This is a genomic window from Kitasatospora cineracea (assembly GCF_003751605.1).
In the GTDB taxonomy this organism is placed as follows: domain Bacteria; phylum Actinomycetota; class Actinomycetes; order Streptomycetales; family Streptomycetaceae; genus Kitasatospora; species Kitasatospora cineracea.
The window spans coordinates 387,381-399,418 of sequence record NZ_RJVJ01000001.1 but is presented as its reverse complement, the minus strand read 5'-3'; the positions used below and the strand labels follow the sequence as shown (position 1 = coordinate 399,418).

Below are 12,038 nucleotides of genomic sequence, written 5' to 3'. Positions count from 1 at the left end.
TGGGCACGCACCCGTCCGGGCGAACTAAAGTCGTCCGTATGACGAAAACGCCGGACAGCGCCGTCCGCTCCTTCATCGACCAGCACGAGGACGCCTTCCTGGCCGACCTCGCCGACTGGCTGCGCATCCCCTCCGTCTCCGCCGACCCCGGCCGGGCGGGGGAGGTCCGCCGCTCCGCCGAGTGGCTGGCCGACCGGCTGCGCGCGACCGGCTTCCCGGTCGCCGAGGTGTGGGAGACGGACGGGCTGCCGGCGGTGTTCGCCGAGTGGCCCTCCGGCGACGAGGGCGCGCCGACCGTGCTGGTCTACGGCCACCACGACGTGCAGCCCGCCGCCCGCGAGGACGGCTGGGACACCGACCCGTTCGAGCCCGCCGTGGTCGGTCGCCGGATGTACGCGCGCGGCGCCGCCGACGACAAGGGCCAGGTCCTCTTCCACACCCTGGGCGTGCGCGCCCACCTCGCCGCCACCGGCCGCACCGCGCCCGCCGTCAACCTCAAGCTGCTGGTCGAGGGCGAGGAGGAGTCCGGCTCGCCGAACTTCGCCGCCCTGGTGCGCCGCGAGGCCGAACGCCTCGCCGCCGACGCGGTGTTCATCTCCGACACCGGCATGTGGTCCGAGACCACCCCGACCGTGTGCACCGGCATGCGCGGCCTGGCCGACTGCCAGATCGACCTGTACGGCCCGGACAGCGACATCCACTCCGGCTCCTTCGGCGGCGCCGTCCCCAACCCGGCCGAGGTGGCCGCCGAGCTCGCCGCCGGCCTGCACGACGAGGACCGGAAGGTCGCGGTGCCCGGCTTCTACGACGGCGTCGTCGAACTCACCGACGAGGAGCGGGCGCTCTTCGCCGAACTGCCCTTCGACGAGCAGCGGTGGCTGGAGGTCGCCAAGTCGCACGGCACCCGGGGCGAGGCCGGCCACACCACCCTGGAGCGGGTCTGGGCCCGGCCGACCGCCGAGGTCAACGGCATCTGGGGCGGCTACACCGGCCCCGGCGGCAAGACCATCGTCCCGGCCGAGGCGCACCTCAAGCTCTCCTTCCGGCTGGTCGCCGGACAGGAGGTGGAGAAGGTCCGGGAGGCGGTGGCCGACTGGGTTTCCGCCCGCGTCCCGGAGGGCATCCGGTACGAGATCGTCTTCCCCGGCGCGACCCGCCCCTGCCTGACGCCGCTGGACCACCCCGCGCTCCGGTCCACCGTCCGGGCCATGGAGCGGGCCTTCGAGCAGAAGGTCCTGTTCACCCGCGAGGGAGGCTCCGGACCGGCCGCCGACCTCCAGGACGTGCTGGGGGCGCCGGTGTTGTTCCTCGGGATCTCGGTGCCCTCGGACGGCTGGCACTCGATCAACGAGAAGGTGGAGCTCGACCTGCTGCGCAAGGGCGTCGAGACCTCCGCCTACCTGTGGGGCGACCTCGCGGAGAACTTCCGACCGTGACGACGAGCCCCGCACCTGCCGTACTGAAGCGAAGCGAACGGGGATGGACGAGTTGAGCAGCGGACCCGACACCAAGCAGCTCGCGCTGGCCCGGGCCGGGGTGGACCGGGCGGCGCACCGCCGGCTGGACGAACCCTGGCTGGCCGCGGCCTGGAGCCACCCCACCACCCGGGTGCTGCCGATCTCCGGCGGCGAGGCGTTCGTGGTGGACACCGCGGACGGCACCCAACTGGTGCTGCTGCCCTCCTTCGAGGCCCCCGAGACCGGCCACCGGTACTTCCTGGGCACCGACGAGGACGGCACCCACTACTTCGCCCTGGACTGCGAGTCGCTGCCCGGCCGGCTCGACGGCGACGCCCGCCCGGCCGGCCTGCGCGAGGTCGGCGGCAGCCTCTCCGACCGGGACTCCGGGCTGCTGGTGCACGCCGTCGCCCTGGAGCACTGGCACCGGCTGCACTCCTTCTGCTCCCGCTGCGGCCACCCCACCGAGAAGGCCGGGGCCGGCCACCTGCGCCGCTGCACCTCCTGCGCGGCCGAGCACTACCCGCGCACCGACCCGGCGGTGATCATGCTGATCACCGACGCCGAGGACCGCTGCCTGCTGGGCCGCCAGGCGCTCTGGCCGGAGGGCCGCTGGTCCACGCTGGCCGGGTTCGTCGAGCCCGGCGAGTCGATCGAGCAGGCGGTCGTCCGCGAGGTGCAGGAGGAGGCCGGCGTCAAGGTCGGCGAGGTCGAGTACGTGGCCAGCCAGCCCTGGCCGTTCCCGTCCAGCCTGATGCTCGGCTTCCTCGGCCGGGCGCACCCCGACGGCACCGGGATCACCGTGGACGGCGAGGAGCTGTCCGAGGCCCGCTGGTTCACCCGGGAGGAACTGCGGGCAGGGATGGCCGCCGGGGAGATCCTGCCGCCGTCCGGCATCTCGATCGCCCGGTACCTGGTCGAGCTCTGGTACGGCGAACCGCTGCCGGCCGCGGCCCGCTGGTGACGCCGGGGCCGGCCGCCCGGTGATTTCCGCGCCGGGGGCGTACGGAGTGATCCGTACGCCCCCGTTGTGCATCCGCCGGAGGCCCGGAGCCGGGCCACCGGAAAGGTTCGGGTCCGCCCGGAACGTTCCGCCGGGGTTTCCCGGACCCGGGTTCCGGGCACGGTTGGCGCATTCCGCTGAAACCGCCCGAGCCCACTGGCTACATTCACTCGCGTGACGATCCCGCGCGGCACCGCCCCTTCGCCCAAGTACCAACAGCTCGCCGCCGACCTGCGCCGGCGCATCGAGGCCGGCGAGTGGGCGGGCGGCGGACGGCTCCCGGTCGAGACCGAGCTGGAGGAGCACTACGGGGTGGCCCGCAACACCGTCCGGCTCGCGGTGGACGTGCTGGTCAACGAGGGCCGGGTGGCGCGCGTCCAGGGCAAGGGCACCTACCTGCGCGAACCCTCCCGGCACGACCACCGGGTGTACGCCCGCCCGGCCCGCCGCGAACCGCTCGCCCCCAGCGGCGAGGTGTACGCGGCCGAGGCGGCCGCCGCCGGGCGGCGGCTCACCGTGGACTTCGAGGTGGCCGCCGTCCGGGCCCGCCGCGACATCGCCGCCTGGCTCGGACTGCGCCCCGAGGAGACCGTCATGATGCGCCGTCAGCTCTGCCGGGTCGACCAGGAGCCCTACGCCATCGAGGAGAGCCACTACCGGGCCGGACTGGCCGCCGGCACCCCGCTGATGAACTCCGGGCCCGTCCCCGGCGGCGACGAACGGATACTGGCGCAGCTCGGCCGCACCGAGACCTCCGCCACCGACCACCTCACCGCCCGGATGCCCGCCCCCGCCGAGGCCGCCTGGTTCGGCCTCGGCCCCGGCGTGCCGCTGCTGGTCAACACCCGGATCAGCAGCGACCGGCGCGGCCCGATCCGGGTGGTGGAGACCCGCTACGCCGCCGACCGGGCCCGGCTGCTCTACGAACTCGGCGACGGCACGGCCAACAGCTGAAGGGGCGGAAGGCCGGAAGGCGGGACAGCCGAGCGGGCCGGACAGCCGAGCGGGCCGCGGGGAAAACGCCGCCGCCCGGCCCGCGGGAAACGGGGCCGGGCGGCGGCGGAATGCGGACCGGTGGATTTCCGGCCCCGCGGACCGGACCCCCGATCGGCCGGGGCGGAATGCGGACCGGAACCGATCGGAACCCGGACGGAATGCGACCGGAATTCGAGCGGATTCGGACCGCACCGGACCGATCCGATCCGAACCGGAAGGGACCGGATCGGCGCGGATCCGGATCAGACCAGCGCGGCCTGGACCTGGCGCAGGCTCGGGTTGGTCATCACGCTCTGCTCGCCGGAGGCGGAGACCACCACGACCGTCGGCACCGTCTGGTTGCCGTCGTTCACCGACTCCACGTAGGACGCAGAGGCCGGGTCCTGCTCGATGTTGACCTCGCTGTAGGCGATGCCCTCGCGGTCCAGCTGGCTCTTGAGGCGGTTGCAGTAGCCGCACCAGGTCGTGCTGTACATCGTGACGGTGCCGGACATGGCGAGGGACTCCTTCGGTCGACGGACGGTGGCCGGACGGCCGCCCGGTGCAACGTCCGGCGGCCCGGACCCATTCCGGGACGGACAACGGTATGACGATCCGACCACCACCGGCCGCCTGTGGACAACCCCGTCCGAACTGTCCGGAGCGCCTGCGAGGATGGAGGGCATGCAGGAAGACCTCCTGGGGTTCGACGACCCCCACGCGCAGTACGGCCCCGCCCCCACCGGAGCGGACGCGGTGCTGGCCGGGCTCGACCCCGAGCAGCGCGCCGTGGCCACCGCCCTGCACGGCCCGGTCTGCGTGCTGGCCGGCGCCGGCACCGGCAAGACCCGCGCCATCACCCACCGGATCGCCTACGGCGTGCGCAGCGGCGTCTACCACCCCTCGCAGGTCCTCGCCGTCACCTTCACCGCCCGCGCGGCCGGCGAGATGCGCGGCCGGCTGCGCCAGCTCGGCGCGGACGGCGTGCAGGCCCGCACCTTCCACTCCGCGGCGCTGCGCCAGCTCCAGTACTTCTGGCCGCGCGCCGTCGGCGGCGAGCTGCCCCGGCTGCTGGAGCGCAAGGTCCAGCTGGTCGCCGAGGCGGCCGGCCGCAGCGGCCTGCGCGTCCAGCGCACCGAACTGCGCGACCTGACGGCCGAGATCGAGTGGGCCAAGGTCACCCAGGTCGTCCCCGACGACTACCCCGCCGCCCTCGCCAAGTCCGGCCGCGAGGCCCCGCGGGACCCGGCGGAGACCGCCCGGGTCTACGCCGCCTACGAGGACGCCAAGCGCCAGCGCGGCCTGATCGACTTCGAGGACGTGCTGCTGCTCACCGCCGCCATCCTGGAGGACCGCCCGGAGATCGCCGACCGGGTCCGCTCCCAGTACCGGCACTTCACCGTCGACGAGTACCAGGACGTCTCCCCGCTCCAGCAGCGCCTGCTGGAGCAGTGGACGGGCGGCGACGGCGGCGCCAGCCTCTGCGTCGTCGGCGACGCCAGCCAGACCATCTACTCCTTCACCGGCGCCACCCCCGACCACCTGCTCGGCTTCCGGCACCGCCACCCCGGCGCCACCGTGGTCAAGCTGGTCCGGGACTACCGCTCCACCCCGCAGGTGGTCCACCTGGCCAACGGGCTGCTCTCGCAGGCCCGCGGCCAGGCCGCCCAGCACCGGCTGGAACTGGTCTCCCAGCGCGAGGCCGGCCCCGAGCCGGTCTACCGCGAGTACCAGGACGAGCCCACCGAGGCCGAGTCCACCGCCCGCCTGATCCGCGACCTGCTCGGCACCGGCGTGCGGGCCAGCGAGGTCGCCGTGCTGTTCCGCACCAACAGCCAGTCCGAGGTGTACGAGCAGGCCCTGGCCGACCTCGGCATCGCCTACCAGCTCAAGGGCGCCGAGCGGTTCTTCGAACGCCCCGAGGTCCGCGAGGCCGGCGTGCTGCTCAAGGGCGCCGCCCGGGCCGCCGACGACCCGCTGACGGCCGGCGCGCCCGACCTCGCCGCCCAGGTCCGCGCGGTGCTCGCCACCCGCGGCTTCGCGGCCACCCCGCCGGCCGGCTCCGGCGCGGTCCGCGAGCGCTGGGAGTCGCTGAACGCGCTGGTCCGGCTCGCCGGGGAGTTCGAGGCCGCCCGCACCGCGGCCGGCGAGCGCGCCGACCTCGCCGCCTACGTCGCCGAGCTGGACGCCCGGGCCGCCGCCCAGCACGCCCCCGCCGTCGAGGGCGTCACGCTGGCCTCGCTGCACGCCGCCAAGGGCCTGGAGTGGGACGCGGTGTTCCTGGTCGGCCTCACCGAGGGCACGCTGCCGATCATCTACGCGAAGACCGACGAGCAGGTCGAGGAGGAGCGCCGGCTGCTGTACGTCGGCGTCACCCGGGCCCGCCGCTTCCTCACCCTCTCCTGGTCGCTCTCCCGCTCCCCGGGCGGCCGCGCCTCCCGCAAGCCCACCCGCTTCCTGGACGGCCTGCGCCCCGGCTCCGGCAGCCCCGGCGCGCGCACCCGCGGCGGGCGCGGGGGAGTCGAGCCGGGCGCGGAGCGCTCCGCCGCGCGCCGGGTGCGCGGCCCGGTCAAGTGCCGGGTCTGCGACCGCACCCTGACCGACGCCGTCGAGCGCAAGCTCCGCCGCTGCGAGGGCTGCCCGTCCACGATGGACGAGGCGCTGTACGAGCGGCTGCGCGAGTGGCGCTCGGTCAAGGCCAGGGAACAGGGCGCCCCGGCCTACGTGGTGTTCACCGACGCCACCCTGACGGCCATCGCGGAGGACGTGCCGGGCAGCCTCGCCGAGCTGTCCAGGATCTCCGGAGTGGGCGCCATGAAGCTGGACAAGTACGGCGCCGACGTGCTCTTGTTGTGTGCGGGGGAGAGTCCGGAACCGGTCGGGGAGACCGACCGGGAAGCGGAGTCCGCCCCGTCCGAGGGCGAAGCCGACAACCAGGCTGAGAACTCGCCGGAAAAATAGTTTGCGCGCCGCATGGACGGCGCAATAGCCTGCCGGAGCGGTCAAGGGGACGAGACCGCAAAGCTCGCAGAGGGCTTGTTTCTGCGTGCGCGACCATCAACCAGATATCGGAGTCCGGGCGACCGGACACCGCGAGACGCCGAGAGGAGGCGAGTTCAGTGGAGACCAAGATGATCACCAAAGTGACCGACCTGATGACCACCCTCGCCATGCCCTCGCGCGTCAGCGCTTCGGTTCTGGGTCTTGGCACGGCCGGCGGCAACGCCGAGCGCCTGCTGTCCGAGCACTGCCCTGTCAGTGATCTGGGCAATGCTGTGGGCACCCGTGTCGAGGCAGGTCTCTCCCGTGACTGGGCGACGTTCGGCGGCGGCATTTCGCTGTCCGACGAGCGACCGACCAAGGCATCGAAGGCAGTAGCGGCAGAAGCCCTGCATGGGCGCTATGCGGCCGCCGTCGGTGCCGGAAGCAAGAAGCAGGACCAGCAGATCTCCCTGGCCGAAGCCGCCGTTCACGGCGCCGAGGCCGGCCGGCAGCAGGCTTTCCGCGGGCCTGGACCCTGGAGCGAACGACCCTGACTGAAACAGTCACGGGCGGTGCCTCCAGGGCCGCGGAAACCCAGCCACCGGGTTCCGCGGCCCTTCTGTTTTGTCCGGTACGCAAGACCCACCCAGGCCCCACGGGGCCTCCGGACCGCTCCGCACCACGGAACGGCCGGATCCACATCGAAGACGAGGAAGACGCCCACAGTGTCCACGGTCATCACACCGCCGCCCCTCCCGTCCGTACCGACCGACAAGACCGTCAAGGCCAACCAGGCCGACCCCCCGGAGGTAACACTCATGCAGCTCACCGCCATCGACGAGGCTGACTCGCTCGGGCTCCCCATCCCGTGCCGGGCCTTCGACCCGGAGGTCTTCTTCGCGGAGACCCCCGCGGACGTCGAGTACGCCAAGTCGCTGTGTGGCACCTGCCCCGTCAAGGCCGCCTGCCTCACCGGTGCCCTCGAGCGCCGCGAGCCGTGGGGCGTCTGGGGCGGCGAGCTCTTCGTGCAGGGCGTCGTCGTCGCCCGGAAGCGCCCGCGTGGCCGTCCGCGCAAGACCGAGGTCATGGCGTGAACCCCGCAGCCAGGACCGACCGCAGCGGCACCGGAGCCGTCCGCAGGGGAGAGCAGCCCCCGCTGGACACCGCTCTGCGCCACTCGGTACGCATCGCGGCCGCCAAGGCCGACGCAGCACTCACCCGCCCCTTCCCGACGACGCACCACGAGCAGGACCACCACATGAACCCCGCCGGCATCGATCCCACCGTCCGCTCCGAGCAGACCACCGAACTCCAGATCCAGAACAGGACCCTCGAGATGAATCTCCTCCAAGAATCCCTGGCTCGCGCGCATATGCAGCAACGCCTCCACGAGGCCGAGGAGCAACGCCTCGGCCTGCGGGTGCTGCGCGCGGCGCGACTGCGCCGCCGGGCCGAACGTGCCTCGCTGCGCGCCCGCAAGGCCCTCGCCGTCGCCCTGATGTGACGGATGCTCCACCCCCGCCGGCCGGCCGTAAGGCCCCGCCGGTGACACACCCCTGAACGCCGACGGCCGACTCCCCGCCCCCGGGGGAGCCGGCCGTCGGCGCGTCCCGGTGCCTGCCGTCCGACCCCGCCCGCCCGGTTCCGCCGCATTCATGCCCGTCCGGGCCCGCCCGGCCCAACTCCACCGCTCCGCACTGCTGTTCGCCGCTCGAACAGGTCGTGCAAGGATGGCCCCCATGTGGTCCTCCCTCCCGCTCGGCGAGCGGCTGCGCACCGAACTCGGCCCGCCCCGCAAGGTCCGCCGCCTGGTCAGCAGCCCGCGCTCCCGGGTCTGGCGGGCCGAGCTCGCCGGCCGCCCGGTGGTGGTCAAGCAGCTGGTCGCCTCGCCCGGGGCCGCCGACCGCTACGCCCGCGAGGCGGCCGCGCTCTCCCTCGCCGCCCGGCCCGGCCGGCCCGGCCGCCCGGTGGTGCCCGCCCTGCTCGGCACCGACCCGGCCGCCCGGCTGCTGGTGCTGGAACGCCTGGAGGACCGCACCCCCGGCCCCGGCTGGCAGCAGGACTACGCCACCGCGCTGGCCGGGCTGCACGCCAGCGCCCCCGCCGACCTCCAGGACCTCGCGGGGACGGCCCCCGGCACCGACCTGCCCGCCTGGACCGGCCCGACCGGGCGCGACCTCGGCTGCTTCATCGCCCTGGCCCGGATCCTCGACGTCCCCGCCCCGCCCGGCGCCCGCGCCGAGGCCGAGGCCCTGCTCGACCGGCTCTCCGCCGCCCCCGTCCGGCACGCCCTGCTGCACGGCGACCCCTGCCCCGGCAACGACCTGCACACCGCCGACGGCGTCCGGTTCGTCGACTTCGAGCAGGCCTCGCTCGGCCCCGGCGCGGTCGAGTTCGCCTACCTGCGGATCGGCTTCCCCACTTGCTGGTGCTCCACCGCCCCGCCCGCCCCCGTACTGGCCGAGGCCGAAGCCGCCTACCGCACCGCCTGGCGCGCGGCCACCGGCACCGAGGCCGCCACCCCCGCCGAACTCGCCGACGCCTGCGCCGGCTGGCTGCTGCGCGGCGACGCACTCGTCCCCAAGGCCGAACGCGGCACCGCCGACCACCTGTCCCGCCTCCACCACGGCGACTGGACCTGGGGCAACGCCACCGCCCGCCGCCGCCTCCTGCACCGCCTGCGGGCGGTCGCCGAACTCGCCGGCCCCGACACCGCCCTCCCGGTCTTCGGCCGCTTCTGCGCCACCCTCGCCACCCGCGCCCGCACCACCTGGCCCGCCGCGGGCCCGCTCCCCGCCGAACGGACCTGACGCCCCGGCCCCGGCACCGGTCAGGCCCGGACGACCGTCACCCCGCGCCGCTCCAGCTCGCGGGCCACCCCCTCCGGGTAACCGAGACCGGTCGCCGGGTCGCGGTCGGCGGCCAACTCCTCCTCGGTGACGGCGAAGTCGTGCCAGACCAGGGTGAACGGCGGGACCAGCCCGAAGCCCCCGCCCAGGCAGTCGCGCAGACCGTTCCACTCCCGCCCGTAGTAGCCCCCCGGCCCGTTCACCGCCTCACCGATCGCGCAGTGCAGGCCCGTGACGTCCTCCACCTCCCTGCCGTCCAGGTGGTACTCGCCGCCGGAACGGTCCGGCCCGGGCCCGCAGATGTACAGCGCCAGCGTCTGCCAGGCCTCCTTGGCGGCGGTGCCCGACCCGCGCCAACTGCCCGCCTGCCGCGGCGGCCCGGCCCGCCACTGCTGCCAGACCGCGCGGGCCGCCGAGCCCGGCAACTGATCGGAGGAGACCGACAGCAGCACGTCCAGCAGGCCGCCGCCGAGCACCGACGGCCAGGTCCGGTCGATGGCCAGACCCGTCGGGACCCGGCACAGTACCCGGCCGGTGTCGTCCAGCGCCCACAGTTCGGCGTACGCGGGCCAGCCCCGGTAACCGCTGTCCAACTGAGCCCGCAGCGGACCGGTCAGCTCACAGCCGACCAGCTGCACCGGCAATCGCCCGGGCCCGGCACGTTCCACCAGCAACCCCGTGACTTCCGCACCCACCGCGAGCGGCTCCGGCCCGGACCAGGTCGCCGTCAATTCGAAGCGCTCACCAGGATCCCGTGCGAACCGGAAGTCCTCCACCGCACCGACGGCTGCCCCGACCACCACGTCGACCAGCGTCGGATCGGCGGTGTGCGGGACGACCGCGAGCAGTTCGGCGTCCAGCAGATCCCACCAGTACTCCCGCCCGGAGGCCGACCGGCCGGTGATCAGGGCCGGTCCGAGCCACCCGGCTGCCGCCCCCGGTGCGCAGCCGCGCAGGACCAGGACCTCGCGCGGTGGCGGGGCCGGGTCGGTGAACAGGCCCTCGACGGCGGCGCACCGGCCCAGTAGCAGTTCCCCGCCGTCCTCGTCCTCGCCGACGATCAGGTACCGCACGGGGAACGGCCGCTCCCACTCTCGATGGCCCACCGGCTGCACGCCCGTCCTCCTTCGTCCGTGCCCAGCGTGCAGCGCGCGCCCCGGCCGGGGCAAAGCGTTTTGCGGGCCGGGGCGCGCGGGGCGGTCGGCTCAGTCGGCCTGGTCGGCCTCCGGCTCGGCGAAGCCGGGGAGCCAGCGGAGGAGTTCCTCGTGCAGGCGGACGGTGGCGCCGAGTTGGCACAGGACGCCGATGGTGGAGAGGGTGACGCGGTGGATCAGCAGGTAGGAGGGCGGGAGGTTGAGCTGCTTGCCGAGGTTGTAGGCGGGGGAGCGCGGGTCGGCGATCCGGGCGGCCTGGGTGCGCATCCAGGGACGGCTGAAGGTGAACTGCTCGGCGCGGGTGGGTTCGATGATCGGGAGCAGGTAGTCGAGCACCGCGTCCGGGTCGAGCGAGATGCCGGGGCGGACGAAGTTCTCCTGCCGGAGCAGGTCGTACACCGCCCCGGCGTCCCCGGCCAGGGCCAGGCGCAGCGAGGTGCCGATCGGGCGGGGCAGGCCGCCGGGGAGGCGGTCGACGGTGCCGAAGTCGAGCACGCCGAGCTTCCAACTGGCTGAGCTGCGGCCGGTCTTGACGAGCCGGAAGTTGCCCGGGTGCGGGTCTGCGTGCAGCAGGCCGGTGCGGCTCGGGCCGGCGAACAGGAAGCGGGCCAGGAGCTGGCCGGCCCGGTCGCGCTCGGCGCGGGTGCCGTCCGAGACGACCTGGGAGAGCGGCTTGCCCTCCAGCCACTCGGTGACCAGCACCCGCCCGGACTGGGCGACCACCCGGGGCACCAGGATGTCGGCGTCCCCGGCGAACTCCCGGGCGTGCAGCTGCTGGGACTCCGCCTCCAGCCGGTAGTCCAGTTCCTCGGTGACCCGCTCGCGCAGTTCGGCGATCAGCGGCTTGATGTCCACGCCCGGGATCAGCGGACCCAGCATCCGGGCCAGCCGGGAGAGTTGGCTGAGGTCGCTGAGCAGGGCGTCGCCCGCGCCCGGATACTGGATCTTGACCGCGACGTCCCGTCCGTCCTTCCAGACGGCGCGGTGCACCTGGCCGATCGAGGCGGCGGCGGACGGCTGGTCGGAGAAGGAGCGGAAGTTCTCCGCCCAGCCCTCGCCGAGGTCGGCCGAGAGCACCGCGTGCACGGTGCGGGTCGGCATCGCCGGGGCGGACTCCTGGAGCTTGGTGAGCGCGGCCCGGTAGGGGCCCGCGACGTCCTCCGGGAGGGCGGACTCGAAGACCGACATGGCCTGCCCGAACTTCATCGCACCGCCCTTCAACTTGCCTAGGGTGGCGAAGAGTTGCTCCGCGGTCTGGGCCTGGAGCTCGGCCGCCACCTCCTCCGCGGGCCGCCCGCCCAGGCGCTTGCCCAGGCCGAGGGTGGCCCGCCCGGCGAAGCTCAGCGGCAGGGCCGCCAGCCGGGCCGTCCGGGAGACCGCCTTGCGCGGCATCTCAGACATCAGCCGCCCCCGTCCGGACGGCGCGGCCGGTGGCGGCCGGGGCCGCCCCGGCACGCGGTCGGACGACCGGCCGGGCCGTGCCGGTCCTTGCCTTGCGCGGTAGATCGCTCACCGGACCTCCTGATCCTCCGGACCGACCGGCGCCCCGCCGGCGGTCGGTACAGCGGCTCCCGGCACCCGCCCGGCGCGCTCCGGGCCCGAGGGGCCGCCGCCCGCC

At 74.4% G+C, this 12,038-nt stretch carries 11 protein-coding genes; 8 read left to right on the top strand and 3 right to left on the bottom strand.

The annotated features are described in order from the left end of the window. The first annotated feature begins 38 nt into the window (after nucleotides 1–38). The 3 genes from EDD39_RS01735 (at nucleotide 39) to EDD39_RS01725 (ending at nucleotide 3,414) form a co-directional block, all read left to right on the top strand. Nucleotides 39–1,436: a dipeptidase gene (locus EDD39_RS01735; protein WP_123553044.1), complete on the top strand. Its 1,398-nt coding sequence runs from the start codon at nucleotides 39–41 to the stop codon at nucleotides 1,434–1,436. A gap of 43 nt (nucleotides 1,437–1,479) precedes the next feature. After that, nucleotides 1,480–2,421, top strand: coding sequence for an NAD(+) diphosphatase (gene nudC, locus EDD39_RS01730; protein ID WP_123553043.1), 942 nt, complete (start codon nucleotides 1,480–1,482; stop codon nucleotides 2,419–2,421). A 213-nt stretch (nucleotides 2,422–2,634) separates the two neighbouring features. After that, nucleotides 2,635–3,414, top strand: a complete 780-nt coding sequence (locus EDD39_RS01725; protein ID WP_123553042.1) for a GntR family transcriptional regulator — start codon at nucleotides 2,635–2,637, stop codon at nucleotides 3,412–3,414. A gap of 284 nt (nucleotides 3,415–3,698) precedes the next feature. Here EDD39_RS01725 and EDD39_RS01720 read toward each other — a convergent pair whose 3' ends face one another. Next, nucleotides 3,699–3,950 carry a mycoredoxin gene (locus tag EDD39_RS01720; protein WP_030459976.1) on the bottom strand — a complete coding sequence of 84 codons (252 nt, stop codon included), beginning with the start codon at nucleotides 3,948–3,950 and terminating at the stop codon, nucleotides 3,699–3,701. A 169-nt stretch (nucleotides 3,951–4,119) separates the two neighbouring features. On the opposite strand from EDD39_RS01720, the gene EDD39_RS01715 reads away from it, so the two are divergent. From EDD39_RS01715 to EDD39_RS01695, 5 genes are all read left to right on the top strand, one after another. Next, nucleotides 4,120–6,396: an ATP-dependent DNA helicase UvrD2 gene (locus EDD39_RS01715; protein WP_425269629.1), complete on the top strand. Its 2,277-nt coding sequence runs from the start codon at nucleotides 4,120–4,122 to the stop codon at nucleotides 6,394–6,396. Nucleotides 6,397–6,554: 158 nt separating this feature from the next. Then, nucleotides 6,555–6,971, top strand: a complete 417-nt coding sequence (locus EDD39_RS01710; protein ID WP_123553040.1) for a hypothetical protein — start codon at nucleotides 6,555–6,557, stop codon at nucleotides 6,969–6,971. Nucleotides 6,972–7,142: 171 nt separating this feature from the next. Next, entirely contained in the window at nucleotides 7,143–7,511 is a 369-nt protein-coding gene (locus tag EDD39_RS01705) for a WhiB family transcriptional regulator (protein ID WP_030459979.1), read from the top strand. Between the two features lie 164 nt (nucleotides 7,512–7,675). Beyond that, nucleotides 7,676–7,921 (top strand): hypothetical protein, encoded by a 246-nt coding sequence (locus EDD39_RS42625; RefSeq protein WP_030459980.1) that lies wholly within the window; start codon nucleotides 7,676–7,678, stop codon nucleotides 7,919–7,921. A gap of 235 nt (nucleotides 7,922–8,156) precedes the next feature. Then, entirely contained in the window at nucleotides 8,157–9,227 is a 1,071-nt protein-coding gene (locus EDD39_RS01695) for an aminoglycoside phosphotransferase family protein (protein ID WP_123553039.1), read from the top strand. A gap of 20 nt (nucleotides 9,228–9,247) precedes the next feature. Here the strand turns inward: EDD39_RS01695 and EDD39_RS01690 are convergent, their stop codons facing one another. Both EDD39_RS01690 and EDD39_RS01685 read right to left on the bottom strand, forming a co-directional pair. Then, entirely contained in the window at nucleotides 9,248–10,381 is a 1,134-nt protein-coding gene (locus tag EDD39_RS01690; RefSeq protein WP_244256566.1) for a barstar family protein, read from the bottom strand. Nucleotides 10,382–10,471: 90 nt separating this feature from the next. Beyond that, the gene (locus EDD39_RS01685) at nucleotides 10,472–11,821 is read right to left on the bottom strand and encodes an ABC1 kinase family protein (protein ID WP_123553038.1); all 1,350 of its coding nucleotides are present in this window, start codon (nucleotides 11,819–11,821) and stop codon (nucleotides 10,472–10,474) included. Nucleotides 11,822–12,038 lie beyond the last annotated feature (217 nt).

What these genes read in the sequence shown, in the direction of transcription:
- EDD39_RS42625 (WP_030459980.1), top strand. Translation starts at nt 7,676, where the DNA reads ATGAACCCCGCCGGCATCGATCCCACCGTCCGCTCCGAGCAGACCACC.
- EDD39_RS01695 (WP_123553039.1), top strand. Translation starts at nt 8,157, where the DNA reads ATGTGGTCCTCCCTCCCGCTCGGCGAGCGGCTGCGCACCGAACTCGGC.
- EDD39_RS01715 (WP_425269629.1), top strand. Translation starts at nt 4,120, where the DNA reads ATGCAGGAAGACCTCCTGGGGTTCGACGACCCCCACGCGCAGTACGGC.
- nudC (WP_123553043.1), top strand. Translation starts at nt 1,480, where the DNA reads ATGGACGAGTTGAGCAGCGGACCCGACACCAAGCAGCTCGCGCTGGCC.
- EDD39_RS01685 (WP_123553038.1), bottom strand. Translation starts at nt 11,821, where the DNA reads ATGTCTGAGATGCCGCGCAAGGCGGTCTCCCGGACGGCCCGGCTGGCG.
- EDD39_RS01720 (WP_030459976.1), bottom strand. Translation starts at nt 3,950, where the DNA reads ATGTCCGGCACCGTCACGATGTACAGCACGACCTGGTGCGGCTACTGC.
- EDD39_RS01735 (WP_123553044.1), top strand. Translation starts at nt 39, where the DNA reads ATGACGAAAACGCCGGACAGCGCCGTCCGCTCCTTCATCGACCAGCAC.